The organism is Cereibacter ovatus (assembly GCF_900207575.1).
Taxonomy (GTDB): domain Bacteria; phylum Pseudomonadota; class Alphaproteobacteria; order Rhodobacterales; family Rhodobacteraceae; genus Cereibacter_A; species Cereibacter_A ovatus.
Genome location: NZ_OAOQ01000027.1, coordinates 1 through 16,893, shown reverse-complemented (window position 1 = coordinate 16,893; position 16,893 = coordinate 1). Strand labels below are relative to the sequence as shown.

Here is a 16,893-nt window from a genome sequence, read left to right as displayed (position 1 = left end):
GCATCTGCGCAGCCCTTGCCGGCGGCGGGGCTCGTGTGATCCATGGTGCATCGGGTGCCGCGCCCGGCGGTCCGCCGCCGCCCGTCCGGTGCCGGTGACGCTTCAGGAGCCAGCATGACCGACACCATCGAAGACCGGGCGGCGCGCTTCGCCATTCAGCCCAGCTATCACGCGCTGGGGGGCGAGTTCATCCGGCCGCCGCAGCAGACGCTGCGCCATCTGCTGGACGCGTTCGGCGTCGCGGATGACGGCGAGGGGGTATCGCTGCCGGTGTTGCGGGCGCCCGAAGGTGTGGCCTGCTTCATGCCCGAGGGCGAGATGCGGCTTTGGGGCGTGGCGGCCCAGCTTTATCAGATCCGCTCGGCGCGGAACTGGGGGATCGGGGATTTTGCCGATCTTTGCGATCTGGCCCGGATCACGGGCGCGGCGGGGGCGGATTTCATCGGGCTGAACCCGCTTCATGCGCTGTTTCTGGCAAATCCGGCGCATACAAGCCCGTTCTCGCCGTCGAACCGCCGGTTCCTGAACCCGCTTTACATTGCGGTGGACCGGGTGCCCGGCTTTCATCCGGGGCTGGCGCCGGCCGGGCTTCAGGCGCTGCGCGACACCGATCTGGTGGATTATCCGGCGGTGGCTGCCGCGAAACTGGCGGCGCTGCGGGCGATCTGGGCGGCCGACCCGGGCGATCCGGCCGCCTTCGCCCGCTTCCGCGACGGGGGCGGCGCGCTTTTGCACCGGCATGCCCTGTTCGAGGTGATCTCGGCCCGGATGGTGGCCGAGGGCCATGGCGCGGGTTGGCGCGGCTGGCCTGCGGCCTTCCACGATGCCGACAGCCCCGAGGTCCGCGCCTTTGCGCAGGCCGAGGCCGCCGAGGTCGAGTTTCATCTTTGGCTGCAATGGCTTGCCGACCGCCAGTTGGCCGAGGCCCGCGATGCCTGTCGCGCGGCAGGGATGAAGATCGGGCTATACCTGGATTTCGCCGTGGGCGAGGCGCCGGACGGCTCTGGCACATGGTCGGACCCGGAACTGGTGGTGCCGGGGGTGAAGATCGGCGCCTGCCCGGACTGGTTCAACGCGCAGGGGCAGGACTGGGGGCTGGCGCCGCTGTCGCCGGTCAAGCTGGCGGCGCTGAGGGCCGCGCCTTTCGGGGCGCTGATGCAGGATGCGACGCGGCGTGCGGGTGCCCTGCGGATCGATCACGCGATGGGGGTCTGGCAGTTGTTCCTGATCCCCGAAGGCATGGGGGCGCCGCAGGGAACCTATGTCCGCTATCCGGTCGAGGATATGCTGCGCCGTCTGGCCGAAGCCTCGCAAGAGAACCGCACCCTGATCATCGGCGAGGATCTGGGCAATGTCCCGGCGGGCTTCCGCGAGGTGATGGCAGCGATGAACATCCTGTCCTACCGCATCCTGTTGTTCGAACGGCACGACCACGGCTATATCGCGCCCTGTCACTACCCGCGCGAGGCGCTGGTCTGCCTGTCGACCCACGATCTGCCCACCTTCCGCGGCTGGTGGCGCGGGGATGACGTGACGATCCGGTGCGATTTTCACCTGATCTCGGACGAGGCCGCCCGCCATCAGGCCGATTTCCGCTGGACCGAGCGGCGGCAACTGCTGGAGGATCTGGGCCATGCGGGTCTGATGCCGTGGGACGACGTGCATCGGATCGGCGCCGGCGACCCGCCCGCGCATCTGGTGGTGGCGGTGCATCGCCATCTGGCCCGCGCACCCTCGCGGCTGTTTGCCGTCCGGCTGGAGGATCTGGCCGGCGAGGTCGCGCCCGTCAACGTGCCCTCGACGGTCGAGGAACACCCGAACTGGCGCCGGCGTCTGGGCGTGGATCTGGCGGCGTTGCCTGACACCGACCTGTTTCGCGACATCACGGGCGCGATTGCCGCCGAACGGCCGCGGGCTTCGCCATGACGGGCCACCCCCGCGCCAATCCGGCACGGAGGGAACCCGGTTGCGACCGGCCGTGATCTGGGCCGGGCCTACCCGCGGTTACAGCAGGGCAAGGATACGCTCGGCCTCGGTGCGGATGTCGGTCAGCGCATCGCGATCCTCGCCGGGGAAAAAGCGGCCGCGGGTGGCGGTGGGCATCGGGTTCGGCGTCTCGATCACCACGCGCGGGCCGATCTTCTGCGTCTCGGCCTGCCAGCTTCGCACAAGCGCGATCTGCGCCGCCTTGGTTGCGCCATAGGCCCCGAAGAACGGCTCGCCCCCGCGCGGGTCGTCGAAGAACAGCGCAGTGCCTTGGCCGGCACGCAACAGCGGCTCGACCATCGGGATCAGCATGCCGGTGGCGCGGACATTGGTGGCGATTGACTTGTCCCAGTCCTTGGGTTCCAGATGCCCGGCCGGGCACAGCGGCGCGGCATGGATCGCGGCATGAACCCAAAGATGCACCGCCCCCCAGCGGTCGAAGATCGACCGGCACAGATGGCGCATCGCATCGTCGCTGGTGATATCCATCGGGGCCAGCGTTGTCGGCTCGGCGCCCGGGCGGCGCCCCTTCACGCGGTCGTCAAGGTCTTCCAGCCCGCCGGTGGTGCGGGCAACCGCCACGACATGCCAGCCCTGAACCGCCAGCTCTTCGGCGATCGCGGTTCCCAGCCCGCGCGAGGCTCCGGTGACAAGGGCGATGCGGGGAGAGGGCAGGGTGCTCATCGGAAAAGGCCTTCTGGGGACTGGGTCTTGCCGTATCAGCCTATGGCGGGAAACCCGGCCGAGTGCAAGAACCCCGGCCGCAGGGCAACCGAATGCTGCGGCTGCGCATCAAAAAACCGCGCCGGTTGCCCGGCGCGGTTCCGAAAAAGGTCCGGCAGAAACGATCACTCGTCCTGCGAGGCGGCCCCGATTTCGTCGAACAGTTCGGCGATCTCGAAATCGGCGGCGGCATCGGCTTCGGCCGCCAGTTCCTGGATCGACTTGCCCGAAGCCTGAAGCTCGGCCTCTTCGGCCGAACGGGCGACGTTCAGCTTGATCTTGACCGAAACTTCCGGGTGCAGCGTCACGGTGACGGTGTGCAGGCCCAGTTCCTTGATCGGACGGTCCAGGACGATCTGGCCACGATCAACGGTGAAGCCGGCTTCGGTGGCCGCATCGGCCGCGTCGCGCGTGGTGACAGAGCCGTAAAGCGCACCGGCGTCCGACGCCGAGCGGATGACCACGAAGCTTTGGCCGTCCAGCTTGGCGGCGACCACTTCGGCCTCTTTCCTGGTCTCGAGGTTCTGAGCCTCGAGTTGCGCCTTGCGGGCCTCGAACGACTTGATGTTCGAGTCGTTGGCGCGCAGCGCCTTGCCCTGCGGCAGCAGGTAGTTGCGGGCGTAACCGTCCTTGACGTTCACGACCTCGCCCATCTGGCCAAGCTTGGCCACACGCTGGAGAAGAATGACTTGCATGTTCAGCTCCTCACTTCACGGCGTAGGGGAGCAGGGCGAGGAAACGCGCACGCTTGATGGCGGCGGCGAGTTCACGCTGCTTCTTGGCCGAGACGGCGGTGATGCGCGAGGGCACGATCTTGCCGCGCTCGGAAATGTAGCGCTGAAGCAGACGGGTGTCCTTGTAGTCGATCGCAGGCGCGTTGTCGCCCGAGAACGGGCAGACCTTGCGGCGACGGAAGAAGGGTTTGTTGGCCATGGGATGTCTCCTCTACCTGATCAGCGCCGGCCGCCGAAGCCGCCACGGTCACCGCGGTCGCCACGATCACCGCGGTCGCCACGATCGGGGCGGTCGCCACGTTCGCGCTCGTCGCGCTTCTGCATCTGGATCGAGGGGCCTTCGGCGTGGGTGTCGACCTTGATGGTCAGGACACGCATCACGTCGTCATGCAGACGCATCAGGCGTTCCATTTCCTGCACGGCGGCCGAGGGCGCGTCCGATTTCAGGAAGGCATAGTGGCCCTTGCGGTTCTTGTTGATCTTGTAGGCCATCGTCTTGACGCCCCAGTATTCGCGATCGACGACCTTGCCGCCGTTGTCCGCGAGGACCGTCGAGAAATGTTCGATAAGGCCTTCGGCCTGCGCGTTGGAGAGATCCTGACGCGAGATGAAGACATGCTCGTAGAGAGGCATGCGGTCTCCAGTTCCACAGGGCGCATTTCATAGGTCGGGCCTTGCCTTCCGCGGCCCGTCCACGAGAGGCTGCGCCGGTTCCCATGAGTGCGGAAGGATGTGGCCTTATAGCGGCCCCGCCGCAGGACGCAAGCCCGAAGCGAGGGACGGGCCCCATGGCGTGGCGCTGCCGGCAAGGGGCAAATCGCGCGTCGACAGGCTGGCCGAGAGAGGCGCAGGTGTTGGTGATGGCTTCTGCGGCGAGACACAGGTCGGAATTGGCCCGCATGGCGGGATTGGCGTGGCCCGCTGTCGCGGCGCCGGGCGTTGGTCGCGATGGCGCCGGTTTTGCCTTGGATGCCGGGGATTCGGCCAGGGCGATGGCCCGCAAGCATCGGCGCACCGCGACCGATAGGATGCGGCGACGCTGGCGCCGATGGAATGCCGCTGAGACGGGAAAGTGATGGGCGAGCCTCGGTCCACCGGCGACGTTTGCCGTGGCCTTTCCTGCTTGTGGTGATGAACGATCACGGTGGGTCGGCCGTGTCGGACCGAAGGTGCAGAATGGGCGGACCCGGTGCGGCTCGCGCGGGGGCGTTCGGGCGGCACGGGCAGGACGCAAAACGTTGGCGCCCCGCGGGTGCCAGCGCCCCGCAGGTTCAACGGCCGCGCGCCGGCTTTGCTGCCGCTGGATCCTTGATCGCATTCAAGGGCGCAGTATCCGCGCTCAGGTTCGTCGGCTTGCTGGGCAAGGGCGGTGCACTTGACCTGATGGCGATGGGGCTGGGGGCGATCAGCCGCGCGACCGATGGCATCGCGGCCTCCGCGGGCCGCGTCGGCCCCGCGATGGCGGCGGCGGCGGCCCAGACGGAGACGGCAGCGGCGCGCATGAAGGCCGCCGTGCGCGGCGTCCAGATCGGCGGCTTGCTCGCCGCCGCACAGGGAGCCTATCACTTCTCCCGCGTCCCGCAGTTCGAGACGAAGGCCGAGATCGAGGAGTGGCAGAGGGGCAATCGGGAGCAGCTGGAAGGCAATCTGCGCAGTTTGCCCGGCTTGGGTGGCCTGATGGAACTGTATGACGACGCGCTTGAGTGGCGGAAGGGAGCCTTTGGAGGCGGGCTGAGTGATCGTCCGGCCGGTGCCCCGCCCGCAAAGGGTGGGCTCAGCGACAGGGGGACTGCGCCTGCCGCTCCGCCACCGGCAAACGTCAGCGTTGGGGGTATCACCATCAACGCCCCGCAGAACGCGGACGCGAACGCCATCGCCGACGAAGTGGTGCGCAAGCTCGCGGATCGCGCCCGCGGCGGGCTCCACGATGAGGCAACGCCATGAGCGACGTGATGATGCGGCTGGGACTCTACAAATTCGCGGTCAGCAGCGCGGCCTATCAGCGACTCTCGCGGGTCACGTCCTATCGATGGGCGCGGCAAGAGCGGATCGGAACGAATGATGCCCTGCAGTGGACTGGCCTCGGCCCGGATACGGTCGAGATGCAGGGGGTGGTTTTCCCCGCGGTCTGCGGGTCGACCGGCGAGCCTGACCGGATGCGCCTGCAGGCCAGCATCGGCATCCCATTGCCCCTGATCAGCGGCACGGGCCGGGTGCTCGGCCTGTGGTGCGTCGAGCAGATCACCGAGACGCAGGGCGCGTTCGTGCGGGATGGCGCGCCAAGCCGGCAAGAATTCCAGCTGCGCATGACGCGCTACGATGGAGGTCTGCGTGCGCTACTACCGTTCTAAGGAGGGCGACACCGCCGACAGCATCGCCTTTGTGGTTTATGGGCGGCAGAATGGCCGACTGGTCGAGGGGCTGCTCGACGCCAACCCCGGCTTGGCCGATCACGGCCCTGTACTGCCGGCGGGCCTGCTGTTGATGTTGCCCGACGCGCCCGCGCCGGCGGTGGTGCGCGAGGTGCGGCTGTGGGGCTGACCGAAACGATTTCCGACATGGCGAACTTCCGGCCGATGGTGTCGGTCGTGGTCAACGGCCAGGACATGACTGGGGCCTTCATGCCGCGGCTGATATCCATCAGCTTGACGGACACCGCGGGCATCCAAGCGGACAAGGCCGAGATCGTGCTGGCAGATCACATCCCGATGATGCCGATCGCGCTGCCAAAGACCGGCGCTGAGATCGAGATCGCGCTCGGCTATCAGTTCGTATCCAAGGTCGTCGGCCTCTATGTCGTCGATGAGGTCGAGGTCAGCGGCCCGCCAGGTCAGGTGCGTATCACGGCCTTTGCCTCTGGTTTTGGTGCATCTGATGGCGGCAAGACGGCGATCAACGAGCCGAAGACCCGCAGCTGGCCGGAGGGCACAAGTGTTTCCGCTCTGGTCGCGAAGATCTCGAAGGCAGCCGGCTACAAAGCTGCGGTCTCGGCCGAGGCGTCGAAGGTCACGCTGGCCCACCTGGATCAGATAGCCGAGTCGGACATGAACCTGTTGTCGCGCGTGGCCCGCGAGAACGGTCTGATTTTCAAGCCGGGTGGTGGAGCCTTGGTGGTGGTGACCCCGGGCGAAAGCACGTCTGTCGATGGAACGCCGCTGCCGGTCGTGGAGCTGACGCCTGCGCAGGTGACGCGCTGGCGATTTGCGGTGAATCGGCGCGAAGCAACGGATCAGGTGGTCACAACCTATCGCGATCTGAACGGCGCCGCGACTGTCGATGTCGCTGTGGACGCGCCTGCGGGGGCGGCCGATCAAACACTTGCCGGGCAACCTAAGACCCGCCGCCTGAAGCGCACCTATGCCAGCGAGGCTGCAGCAAGGCGAGCTGCGAAGGCTGAAGCGGATCGCGCCTACCGGCAGTCGCGCAGACTCACTCTCGACTTGCCGGGCCGGCCCGATCTCACGGCCGAGGCGCGCCTGCAGCTGATCGGCTGGCGCCCAGGTGTGCCGACAGAGTGGTTGATCACGTCCGTCCGGCACGATGTCGGCGCCGGCGGCTGGCGGTCCAGCGTCGAGGCCGAACTGCCACCTCCGACTTGACGGCGGGAACGGAAAGCATGGATCTTCGGGCGCATGTGATGGCGCATCCCGCCGACGAACGGTTGGAGGTTGCCTTGCAGCTGTTGGGCGAGCTGACTGGATCCCAGACCGTCGCGGCGCTCCGCCATAAGTTTGGGCTGACCCCGACGCAGGCCCGTATGCTTGCGGCACTGAACGCCGCAGCTCCGCGCGTCCTCGACCATCAGGCGCTTTTCGCAGCGATTTACGGGACCGAATGGGATCGGTCTCAAAGGTCTGTCCATGCTGTGATCCAGAAAATGCGCGCGAAACTGCCGCAAGGGCTGCTGGTCAGCCATTGGGGGGTTGGCTACTCACTGGCGCGGCGGATCGATGTGGGGTGAGGCTGATCGCGACGCCCGGAGCGACCCGGCCGCAGCCCTGCCGGCCCGGTTGTGAGACCTGCTCCGGCACGACGCAAAAGTGTCTCCCTCTATGCGCGGGAATGCGGCGAAACGTGGAGGCTAGGCCATAAGGAACAGATGGCGCCCGAATCGAGAATGTCGGAACCTCTGTCGGAACCGCAAAAGCGGCTTGACGGCTGCGCGCGAAAAACCTAATCAGCGCAAGGCTCCGGCGGGTTGGCGGAGAGGTTACGCAGCGGATTGCAAATCCGTGAAGACCGGTTCGATTCCGGTACCCGCCTCCAAATCTTTCCAATGACTTAGCCGAAAAATTCCGCGCCTTCGGGCAGGCATTTTGTAAGACGTTTTGCAAATCCGTTCATGCTACACCCCGTTTTGCCACTGTCAGGGCCTCAAGGATGCGGTCGGATTCGTCGGGGGCAAGGCGCGCATAATGCTCGATAACGTTCTGCGCATGGCGCAGCCCCCAGCCCATAAAGGACGCGATCTGCGCTAGGCTAAGGCCCGCATTCAACAGCCGCGTGGCGGCCGTGCCTCGAGCATCCTGAAGGCGCAGCGTATCCGACAGTTTGGCCTTGTCGCGCCACTGGCGAACGCCCTCTGAAGCCCGGTGTTCCGTCAAGGGCTGGCCGTTCGCATTGGTCAGGATCAGAAGCCGGTCCTTCGGCGTGGCGTCCAGAATGGCCGCCATGCGGGGCAGCACCGGGATATGTGCCACCCGGCCGCGCTTATTTGTCTTGATGCGAAGACGCCGCCCGCCGGGCGTGTCTTCTATATGGGCGCGGGACAGCTTGATAAGATCGCCCGGCCGCAGCCCGGTTTCGCAAGCGGCCAGAAGGATGCGTGACACCCATTCCGGCGCAAGAGCGGTGAAGGTGGCAAGGTCGGCTTCGGTCCAGACCACCTCGGCTCGGTCGGCCTTGTATGCCTTGGGCAAGCGGTCGCAATGGTGTTCCGCGATCTTCCCGGCGTCCCGCGCCCAATTCAGAATCAGCGTGACCACGGTTCCGGCATAGTCGAATTGCTTGGCCGAATGCGCCCACTGTTGGCGCCATTCGTTCACCTCGCCCCGCGAGGCCGGTTCTTCAAAGATCGCCACCGGGTCGTCCTTGAACTCGGCCGCGAAGCGCAGCGCCCACTTGCGATAGTCGTCTTGGGTGCGGGGGCTTTTCGCCTTGAACTCGGCCGAAGACAGATAGGCGTCCACCATGCCGGGAACGAGGTGCCCGACCTTCGGCCGCCCCTTTTCCATTTCCGCGACATAGGCGACGAAGAAGGCCGGATCGGTAGGGTTCGGCTGGGCATCGGTCCAGAACCGTGCCGCCTTCCGGCCGCGCAGGTAGAAGTAATAGCGCACTGTCCCGTCCGCCAGCTTGGCGCGGACCCGGTTAATCTCGGCCGGAAGGCGCTGGCGCTTACGCTGCACCACGGCGCGCCCTTCTCTGGGCCACCAGACCCGCACCCACGCCCGAGGCCGCGCCCTCGCCCTGCAATAACCCTTGCGCTTCATCCAGCCTGCGCCGCACAAGCGCCGGATCATAGACCCCGCGCCGCCCCGGCACCGGATGAATGCGCATCAGGGCGCACCAGTCGCGGAAAGCCCCGTTGACGCCAGAAAACAGCATCTGGCGCGCAAGGTCTTCGGCTGAAATCAATTCAGGCATGTGCTTTCACCTCCGACGCAGGGGTGGCCGCCGGTAGTGCAGCATCGTGCAAAAGAAATGTCGATTGCCGTTGTGCCGCCTTCCGCATGTCACCTACCTGCCTGCAAACGTCTTGATGTGCCTAAAATGCAAGGCAAGGCGGCAAGGTGCGGTTAAGGAAATCAGGTCAGATTTGAAGCGCGCGGCGGGTTTTCGTTAGGGCATTGTTAGCGAAAGCCTGCTAAGCGCCCGCGCCGCCGGGCTTCGCCATGCGCACCCCGGCACCACCACCATTTTCGGCAATAAACTCAACCCCGGCCGCCTCAAGTGCCGCCCGAATCGCCGCAACCGAATGACCCGGCCCGGTCGTTTCGGTTTCAATCCGCGTTACGGTGTTCCTATGCACCCCCGAGCGTTCAGCAAGGTCGCGCACGGTCCAGTTAAGCAGACCCCGCGCCGCCCTGATTTGTGCGCTTGTCACCACGTTCCGCCCTCACTATAGTGCATTTGTCACCATTAAGGTGACGCATGACCATAACAGCATTTTGGCGGTTCCCGCAATGCCGAAAGCCCATGCTTTCCGGCCACGGGGAAGCCATGCCCAAAGAAAGGTGACACATGGAAACGCTTCAGTTTGACCGCAGCGCCTACACGGCCATGCAGGCCCGTCTTGCCCGTTCGGACGGCAGGCAGATCAGCTTGAACGAATACACGGCCGCCGGGCTATTCGCCCTGTCGGTGGACTTCTCGGACGCGATGGACAACCTTTGCGCCCGCGAACGCATCGAAGACCTGCAACAGCTTTCCGCGTGGATCGACCTTGCCTCGGCCGGGGAAGAATACAACCTGACCCCGGCAGGCATCTGGGCAGGGCTTCAGGAATGCGCGGCGCGAGGCATGTTGACGATTGCGGTCAACATCGAAGACCCGGAACAGGTCTTCGTCCAGCTTGCCGCCGATCCGGCCACCACTCGCAACGGCGGGGCCTTGGGCCGCCTGCGCACGGCCGTAACACTGTTGCGCCTCGGCCGGGCCGAGGTGATGCCCGCGCAGGCCGCCCGGACCCATCGGGAACGCATCTGGCGCTTGACGGCATGGGGCGGCGTGATCCCCGGCCATGGGGCCGAGGCAGAGAAGCGCGAAGAGGCGGGGCGGCTGGATGCGTGAGCGGCGGGGCTTTCGCAACCGGAATCTTCTGGACTTCCTGTGCGCGGTGGCGGCCGTGCAGGACGCCCCGGAGGTGCCCTTGGCCCATGCGGCGGGGCTTGACCCTTTCGGCCTCGATATGGCCGTGGGCATGGCGCTGCGGCAGGGCTTCATTCACCCGGCGGCACAGGGGCGCTATATCGTGACGCGGCAGGGCATCGGCTGGGCCACCGGCCAGCTTGCGCAAGCCCGTGCCATGCTGGCCCTAGAAGGCCGCGCCCTGCGGCCGGAACGGCCGAGGCCGGAATTGACAAAGCGGCCGCTTGGCGGCCGCCCTGAAGTGCATATCCCCGCGCCCATGTGAAGGCATCCGCACCCCCCTCTCGCCCCGTCCTGCCCCGATCCGCAAAGGGGCTGAGAGGCCGGGGGGCGGCCGTCACAGGGCGGTGGCCGAGGCCAGCGCGCCCTTGCCGGTGAAGTTGAATGTGACGGACACCCACCCATCCTTGGCTCCCGACAGGGGCACCCCGGACACCACCGCGTTGCCGCTGAAGTAGCGCGCCCCGGTCGCATCCCCGCCCGGATAGAGGTTCAGCGCCACCACGTCGCCCACATCGAGGCCACCTTGGGTGGTATCGGCCGGGTCAAAGTAGCATTCCAGCGACCCCGACCAACCTTTGACGCCAACCCCGGCGTCCTTCCACTCTTCGCCCATGCTGTAGGCTTCGGCCACATCGGCCGTCACGTCCAGATTCCAGCTTTGGACGTGGGCAAAATCGGCCGTGCCGATCTTCACCACCCCGTCCTTCCCGTGAATGATTGCCATGTATGGCCCTTTCCAGATTTGGGGAAAGCCCGCCCCGAGGTGGGGCGGGCAGGTGCCGCAGGATCAGCCCGCGACGGTCACGGCATCGGTGATGGCCGCGAAGGACTGCGGGTGCCGCACGGCGATGTCCCATTCCGAATGGGCGATGATCCGTACGTTGCCCTTGGCGGCCTCGGTCACGTCATCGACCACAATGTCGATGCCGCCCCATTGGCCGACCATCAGGTCCGACCAGTTGCCGAAGATCAGGGTCGACAGATCGGTGCCGGTGCCCTTGGTGCCGTTCGCGGGCACAAGGTTGCTGAAGGCCGCCTTGTAACCCGCGATGGTCCAGTCGGTGCCGATGCGCTGAAGGATCATCTGTTGCGCGCCGTCCGCCGTCTGGGTGGAAAGCAGGGTGCCCTTCACGAAATGGTTCGTCAGCCAGCCATAGGACGTGCCCGCCACGTTCTCGGCTTCCACCTCGGCCATAAGCCGGGTCAGGAAGGGGAAATGCGGGGCACCACCGTTTGCGCCGATGGCAACGGACCCGATGCCCACGGTATTCAGGATGCCGCGCGGCACGGTCGCGGTGCCCGCGCCCGAGATTGCCGCCCGGTCCAGTTCGATTCCGATGCTGCGGCGCAGGTCGTTCTTCAGCAGCACGTCCAGCCCCGGCAGGGACTGCTTCAGTTGCCGCCGCGAAAGCTGACTGCGGGCCGACAGTTGCTTCAGGGTCAGCGGAACGCTGTCGAAGACGGGCGAGGATTCGGACGCAGCGGCGTCTTCCCCGATCCATTCGGCGGCCGTGCCAGACACCATGCGCGGGATTGCCACGTTTTCCACCAGACCCGGCAGAACCGTGGCCCCAAGGCCCATGACGGCCACCTCCGGGCGCAGAGCGTCGATGAAGGCCGAGGCCATGTGATCGGTGCCGATCAGCGCCGGGGCGGTGGCCGTGGTGATGACCGCGCGGCCCAGCACCGCCGGGGGCACATAGAAGCCCGAGGCGGACTTGCCCACGGCGCGGGTGGTTTCCTGCGCCACTTCGCGCTCGAAGCCCGCCTCCGACCAGTTGCCCGACAGTTCGGCGGCAATGGCGCGGGTCAGGCTGTATTCGCGTTCGCCACCGCGACGAATCGCTGGGGCAAACATGCGCTGGCGCGTGGCGGTGGCCGTGTCGGACCCGATGAAGTCAAGGGCTTGGCGCTGGAAATCGGCCAGCGTGGTGCCGTCTTCGATGGCGGCGGCCAGCATGTCGCCGGGCATATTCATCTGGCGGGCGGTGGCTTCGATTTCGCGGACGCGGTGGCGTTCGGCGCGGGTGGCTTCCATCGCGGCCGTGGCCGAGGCGACAGGGGCCGGATTGACCGGCGCGGCGGGGTTCGGGGTGGTCATAGAAGATCCTTTCAGGGCGGGGGTAAACGAACGGCCGATGCCCACGGAAGGGTCGGCAGGGGTGGCGACGAGAGAGACTTCAAGCAATTCCCAGCCGGTCACGCGGACCACCGGGACGCCTTCCAGATCGCCCACCACCTCAAAGGCATGGGCGGCGTATCCGACAGACACGCTTTGCACCTCGGCCGCGCGAACGCGGGCCAGCATGGCCTCGCCCTCGGGGGTGGCGGCGAAGGTAACAATGGCTTTCCCCCGCGCCCCTTCGATCCATGCGCGGGCAACGGTGCCCACCTTGGAATCAAGGTCGCGGTGGTGGTCTTTCAGAAGCGGAACAGCGCCCGCCGCAATGCGCGACAGGTCCACCTCTTGGGGCCGGTGGCCGAGGACTTCCCATCCGGGGCCGAAGCTGTAATCGCGCAGGACCGGCGCTTCCGAGGAAAACGACAGGGCCACGGTGCGGTCGTCGTCACCCTCGGCCTGCACCTCGGCCAGCACGGCCGCACCAATGCGGGTTGCCGCATCCCCGGCACCCGCGCCCAAGTCAGTGAAGCGCGCGGTCATACTGCCCTCCTTGCTTCACGGTGGCGCAGCCCTCGGCCTTGGCCTTGGCGGCCAGCACGGCGACCCGATAGGGATTCACCCCGATCAGACCCGCGCCCGAGGCTTCGGCCTCGGCGGCGAAGGTGGCGAGGCGGGCGTCATCATCCGACACGATGCCCACCGGGGCCTTCCGGTCCAGCCGGTAAAGCACAAGGGCGCGCGGCCCACGGGTCAGGGCGGCGTCGATCCGGTCGGCCGCATCGCGCAGCACGGCCAGCGCAACCTCGCGCTTCAGGCCGAGGCCATGCAATTCGCGGATCAGCACGGCCAGACAGGCCGCCACCACGTCCGCCCGATCCACCGCCACAAATCCGGGCGGGGTCTTCTGGTTCATTTCATGCCGAAGCATCCGAATTTCCCTTTCATAACAACAACCCCAACCCAAAAGACCACCCTGCAAAATCTTCAGACTGCCCAAAGTAACGTGGCCGCGAATTACCCCACGTTGCTTGTGGGGGAAGGACCCAAACGGGTCTGACAGGTGCGAGTCCAGGGCGATTTGTGCGGTGCCGAACGATGCGGTCGGGAAGGCGGGCCGCGCCCTGACACAAGCGCGGTCCTTGCCCGCCTTCCCTGCCCGCAAGGTGCCTGCGCTGGCCACCACCACCACGCAGGCCGGTTCGGGCGCGGAACCTTCCAACCCCGCCCGAATGCTATTGAGTGCCGCGCCCATTATGCGGCCGCCCGCGCCGGGCGCATGAAGGTTGCCGGGTCTTCGCCCAACCAAAGCGCGATTGAGCGGCAAAGGTGCGAGAGGTTCAACACCACCAGCGGCTCGCCGTCTTCCTCATGCCCGGCCAGTCGCGCGGCCTCTGCCATGGAGCCATGGTAACGATCACCGACAAAGGCAAAGGCCGTGCGGCCCTCGGCGTCTTCCGTGATCGGGCTTGGGGAATTGATAATCAGGATGGTTTCACCCTCGGGATAGAGGGGCGTCCAGCGCACCGGATGGCCCTCGGGCGCATCGGTGCCGAAGGCGAACCGGAAGCCCAACTGGAACGCTTCTTCTGCCTTGACCCCGTAGCGGATCAGCCGGAAGCCGATGGACAGCACCACCACCGCCTCGTCTGTCAGATAGCGGCGCAGCCACCGCTGATTTTCGCAGACCGGCGGGCGGTTGGGGCCAATGTGATCTTCAAGGCTTTCGCCTGCCTCGCCAAAGATCGCGGACAGGATGGCACCCGGCCCGTAAATGTAATTGTTGAGCGTGGTCCGCCCCGTGCCGATGATTTGCAGCGCATGGGCAATCGGGTGGCGCTTTTCGGTTTGCATCGCTTCGGCGTCCTATCCTGTGGCGACTGGTTCAAGTCGCGGCACAGTTAGGACAACAGGTACAATTTAACGGACTGCAACAGCACCGGGCGGTTAGGGTCGCGCAACGCAACACCCAACTTTGCACCCGCCCCGGCCCGTGGTGAAGCCCCTCGGGGCAAGCCTTGCCCCAGCACAGGGCAACGGCGGGGCAGCGTTCGGCCCGGCCTTTTCCATTTCGTTTCATGGCCTTGCGGCATATCGGGGCAGTTGGGGCAGCAAAGCCCTATAGTCGGACCTATAAATTCCCTGTTTCCCCTAGTTTTTTAGGTTCAGCGTATAGACTACCTGCCCTATCTGCCCCAAAGAATAGATAAGATCATAAGAACAAAGAGAAAAACGGCGTTTTCGCGGCAAAATTCCTGCCCCAAGCCTGCCCCAAACCCCGCCCCCTCGGGGCAGCACCTGCCCCAAACTGCCCCGCAAGCCCCCGCTTCCGCCTCGCGTCCTCTTCGCCCGGCGAATGCCGGGCGGCATCATGCCACTTCCCCCGATCCAAAATCAGGGCAGATCGGTTTATGTGTTGGAACAGGGGGCGCGGGGCAGAGAGGGGCGCGAGCGGCGGGGCAGATCGAGTTGGGTTTCTGGCTTGCGCGGGTTCCTCTGCGGCGTGTAGCCTATGGTTAGTGGGCTATTCTTCAGGGGCATTCGTTGGAAAAGCTGGAAACATTGCGCGCGGTTTTGACACAGACACAACAGGAGTTCGGTCGCGCTCTTTCAAGAGTGTTGTCACCGGCGCAGCCGCTTCAGTCAGAAGAGTATTTGAAAGGTCGTGCGGATCAGCTTCATGGCATTGAGAAAGCACTCTATGCACCCGGACGGCATGTCCTGATACATGGGCTTCGGGGAGTGGGAAAGTCTTCCCTCGCTCAAACAGCCGCCTTCAAAATTGCAAAGGGGCACGACCCGATTATCGTGAGCTGCGACCCCAACAGCACCTTCAAGTCAATCATTAAAGACATTTTCGATGAGGCGTTTGGGAAAGACCCTCGAATTGCTGAAGAGACCAAGACAAAGGAAGGGAGTGCAGGCCTCTCATTCAAGGGATTTTCTGCATTACTAAAAGGCAGCAATACCCAAAAAGAAAAGGAAATTGAAGAACCGTTGTCCGTGAACGATGCCGTCCGCGTCATACAATTTCTGGCGCAGGAGCTTGGCGGGAAACCTGTTTTCGTGGTCGATGAATTTGACCTAATTGCGTCGGCAGACGTTCAGCGGGACTTCGCCAACTTGGTGAAGCAGGTTTCGGACAAACACGTCGAGGCTTGCTTCATCTTCTGCGGGATTGCCGAAAGCGCGGAAGCATTGATGGCGGCCCATGGCAGTGCAGACCGATACTTCCATGCCGTTGACCTTGGCAGGTTGCCATGGGATGCGAGAATTGAGATTGTCGAAACGGCTGCGGAAACTCTCGGAATCAAGATCGACAAGACGACTACCTATCGAATTGCGATGATTTGCGACGGGTTCCCCTACTACGTCCACTTTATTTCTGAAAAGTTGTTCTGGCGTGTATTTGAGGCCCAGAATGGCGGAGCAGTGACCCCAGAGCTATTTGTTCAGGCAATGGAAGATGCAGCCAGTGCCATGGACATGAAGTTAAGAGGGCCATATGAAAAAGCCACACAGAAGTATGATGACACATATAGCGCAATACTTTTCTCCGTGGCAGATGGCCATGAGTTGAAGAAACGAAGCGCAGATATTTTTGAAGTCTATAGGCGGGTGATGAAGGGCCTGCATAAAGAGCCTATGACCCGCGAACAGTTCAATACGCGTATGAACCGTCTAAAGAGCGAACCACATGGCTACATCCTGACAGGAACCCGGCAGGGTTGGTATGAATTTACGGAAAAGATGATCCGAGGCTATGTCCGGTTGAAGGCAGAACAGAAAGGCGTGGACCTTAGCCCCGACCATCCCGGCGCGGCTTCTCTGATGCAGCATCGCTTTGGTGCTTGATACGGTCACGGCATAGGCACGGCAACACCCCCCGGAAATGAAGCGGCCCGCGTGTCTCTCTGCCAAGGATCACGCGGGCCGCAAACGTCGCCTTCCGGGGCAGGACGTGCCGCTATCAAGGGGGCAGACAGGTTAAGATTTCTGGCACTTCACGCGCGGCATCATCGGCCGCGCAACGCCCAGAAATTCCAGCGATATTCCCCCGCTGGCGTTTTGAATGCGTCTTGTAACCCATTGATACTTGGTAGGGGTAAAACTGGCCCTTTTGAAGAATTTTCCCACAAAATCAACGCGAGGCGCGGGATTGCAAATCCGTGAAGACCGGTTCGATTCCGGTACCCGCCTCCAGATTTCTTCAAGCGAAATCAGCACCTTAGCCGATACACACTGGCTCAACCCGCCCCTGCACACTAGCTACACACTTTGCGGAGCCTGTTCGCAGCACTATACTGTGGGGCTCTGTTGCACAAATCACGTGAGGGATTCATCTGGTGTTATCCGGCGTGGCAGCAGGGCCGCATGAGCAGACCGACCCCCCCGAGCTACAAGACCAGGAACTGGCCGGCCTATAACGAAGCGCTGAAGCGCCGTGGCTCGCTGACG

General features: G+C 64.7%; 20 protein-coding genes and 1 tRNA gene. 10 read left to right on the top strand and 11 right to left on the bottom strand.

What is annotated here, in order from left to right; translation table 11 throughout:
* Window positions 1-114: 114 nt before the first annotated feature.
* On the top strand, window positions 115-1,926 hold the full coding sequence (malQ, locus tag CRO07_RS17175) for a 4-alpha-glucanotransferase (protein WP_097031858.1): 1,812 nt from the start codon (window positions 115-117) through the stop codon (window positions 1,924-1,926).
* Window positions 1,927-2,004: 78 nt separating this feature from the next.
* On the opposite strand, the gene CRO07_RS17170 is transcribed toward malQ, so the two are convergent.
* The 4 genes from CRO07_RS17170 to rpsF form a co-directional block, all read right to left on the bottom strand.
* Window positions 2,005-2,670, bottom strand: a complete 666-nt coding sequence (locus CRO07_RS17170; RefSeq protein ID WP_097031857.1) for an SDR family oxidoreductase — start codon at window positions 2,668-2,670, stop codon at window positions 2,005-2,007.
* A 164-nt stretch (window positions 2,671-2,834) separates the two neighbouring features.
* Entirely contained in the window at window positions 2,835-3,404 is a 570-nt protein-coding gene (gene rplI / locus CRO07_RS17165; RefSeq protein WP_097031856.1) for a 50S ribosomal protein L9, read from the bottom strand.
* Between the two features lie 10 nt (window positions 3,405-3,414).
* Window positions 3,415-3,642, bottom strand: coding sequence for a 30S ribosomal protein S18 (rpsR, locus tag CRO07_RS17160; RefSeq protein ID WP_002720283.1), 228 nt, complete (start codon window positions 3,640-3,642; stop codon window positions 3,415-3,417).
* A gap of 20 nt (window positions 3,643-3,662) precedes the next feature.
* The gene (rpsF, locus tag CRO07_RS17155; protein WP_097031855.1) at window positions 3,663-4,076 is read right to left on the bottom strand and encodes a 30S ribosomal protein S6; all 414 of its coding nucleotides are present in this window, start codon (window positions 4,074-4,076) and stop codon (window positions 3,663-3,665) included.
* Window positions 4,077-4,751: 675 nt separating this feature from the next.
* Between rpsF and CRO07_RS17150 the strand changes: the two genes are divergently transcribed.
* From CRO07_RS17150 to CRO07_RS17125, 6 genes are all read left to right on the top strand, one after another.
* Window positions 4,752-5,387, top strand: a complete 636-nt coding sequence (locus CRO07_RS17150; protein WP_141400102.1) for a hypothetical protein — start codon at window positions 4,752-4,754, stop codon at window positions 5,385-5,387.
* Window positions 5,384-5,794 (top strand): phage tail protein, encoded by a 411-nt coding sequence (locus CRO07_RS17145; RefSeq protein ID WP_097031853.1) that lies wholly within the window; start codon window positions 5,384-5,386, stop codon window positions 5,792-5,794. The genes CRO07_RS17150 and CRO07_RS17145 overlap by 4 nt, the downstream gene beginning before the upstream one ends.
* Window positions 5,775-5,984: a tail protein X gene (locus CRO07_RS17140; protein WP_204840050.1), complete on the top strand. Its 210-nt coding sequence runs from the start codon at window positions 5,775-5,777 to the stop codon at window positions 5,982-5,984. Before CRO07_RS17145 ends, CRO07_RS17140 begins: the two co-directional genes overlap by 20 nt.
* A complete protein-coding gene (locus CRO07_RS17135; RefSeq protein ID WP_097031851.1) occupies window positions 5,975-7,042 on the top strand; it encodes a phage late control D family protein in 1,068 nt (355 codons plus the stop codon). The genes CRO07_RS17140 and CRO07_RS17135 overlap by 10 nt, the downstream gene beginning before the upstream one ends.
* 17 nt (window positions 7,043-7,059) lie before the next feature.
* The gene (locus tag CRO07_RS17130) at window positions 7,060-7,404 is read left to right on the top strand and encodes a helix-turn-helix domain-containing protein (protein ID WP_097031850.1); all 345 of its coding nucleotides are present in this window, start codon (window positions 7,060-7,062) and stop codon (window positions 7,402-7,404) included.
* A gap of 231 nt (window positions 7,405-7,635) precedes the next feature.
* Window positions 7,636-7,709: transfer RNA gene (locus CRO07_RS17125), tRNA-Cys, on the top strand.
* 74 nt (window positions 7,710-7,783) lie between these two features.
* On the opposite strand, the gene CRO07_RS17120 is transcribed toward CRO07_RS17125, so the two are convergent.
* The 3 genes from CRO07_RS17120 to CRO07_RS17115 all read right to left on the bottom strand — a co-directional run bounded on the left by CRO07_RS17120 (window position 7,784) and on the right by CRO07_RS17115 (window position 9,549).
* Window positions 7,784-8,854 carry a tyrosine-type recombinase/integrase gene (locus CRO07_RS17120; protein WP_235841091.1) on the bottom strand — a complete coding sequence of 357 codons (1,071 nt, stop codon included), beginning with the start codon at window positions 8,852-8,854 and terminating at the stop codon, window positions 7,784-7,786.
* Entirely contained in the window at window positions 8,841-9,089 is a 249-nt protein-coding gene (locus tag CRO07_RS18525) for a hypothetical protein (RefSeq protein ID WP_141400101.1), read from the bottom strand. The genes CRO07_RS17120 and CRO07_RS18525 overlap by 14 nt, the downstream gene beginning before the upstream one ends.
* A 220-nt stretch (window positions 9,090-9,309) precedes the next feature.
* Window positions 9,310-9,549, bottom strand: coding sequence for a helix-turn-helix domain-containing protein (locus tag CRO07_RS17115; RefSeq protein WP_268876271.1), 240 nt, complete (start codon window positions 9,547-9,549; stop codon window positions 9,310-9,312).
* A gap of 137 nt (window positions 9,550-9,686) precedes the next feature.
* Here CRO07_RS17115 and CRO07_RS17110 point away from each other — a divergent pair, with 137 nt between their 5' ends.
* Both CRO07_RS17110 and CRO07_RS17105 read left to right on the top strand, forming a co-directional pair.
* Window positions 9,687-10,235 carry a hypothetical protein gene (locus CRO07_RS17110; RefSeq protein ID WP_097031848.1) on the top strand — a complete coding sequence of 183 codons (549 nt, stop codon included), beginning with the start codon at window positions 9,687-9,689 and terminating at the stop codon, window positions 10,233-10,235.
* Window positions 10,228-10,578, top strand: a complete 351-nt coding sequence (locus CRO07_RS17105; protein WP_097031847.1) for a hypothetical protein — start codon at window positions 10,228-10,230, stop codon at window positions 10,576-10,578. The genes CRO07_RS17110 and CRO07_RS17105 overlap by 8 nt, the downstream gene beginning before the upstream one ends.
* 72 nt (window positions 10,579-10,650) lie before the next feature.
* On the opposite strand, the gene CRO07_RS17100 is transcribed toward CRO07_RS17105, so the two are convergent.
* The 4 genes from CRO07_RS17100 to CRO07_RS17085 form a co-directional block, all read right to left on the bottom strand.
* A complete protein-coding gene (locus tag CRO07_RS17100; RefSeq protein ID WP_097031846.1) occupies window positions 10,651-11,040 on the bottom strand; it encodes a phage tail protein in 390 nt (129 codons plus the stop codon).
* Window positions 11,041-11,103: 63 nt separating this feature from the next.
* Window positions 11,104-12,978, bottom strand: coding sequence for a phage major capsid protein (locus CRO07_RS17095; protein ID WP_097031845.1), 1,875 nt, complete (start codon window positions 12,976-12,978; stop codon window positions 11,104-11,106).
* The gene (locus CRO07_RS17090) at window positions 12,959-13,366 is read right to left on the bottom strand and encodes a hypothetical protein (protein ID WP_097031844.1); all 408 of its coding nucleotides are present in this window, start codon (window positions 13,364-13,366) and stop codon (window positions 12,959-12,961) included. Before CRO07_RS17090 ends, CRO07_RS17095 begins: the two co-directional genes overlap by 20 nt.
* 323 nt (window positions 13,367-13,689) lie before the next feature.
* Entirely contained in the window at window positions 13,690-14,289 is a 600-nt protein-coding gene (locus CRO07_RS17085; protein WP_097031843.1) for a hypothetical protein, read from the bottom strand.
* A gap of 690 nt (window positions 14,290-14,979) precedes the next feature.
* Here CRO07_RS17085 and CRO07_RS17080 point away from each other — a divergent pair.
* Entirely contained in the window at window positions 14,980-16,290 is a 1,311-nt protein-coding gene (locus CRO07_RS17080) for an AAA family ATPase (RefSeq protein ID WP_176504620.1), read from the top strand.
* Window positions 16,291-16,893 lie beyond the last annotated feature (603 nt).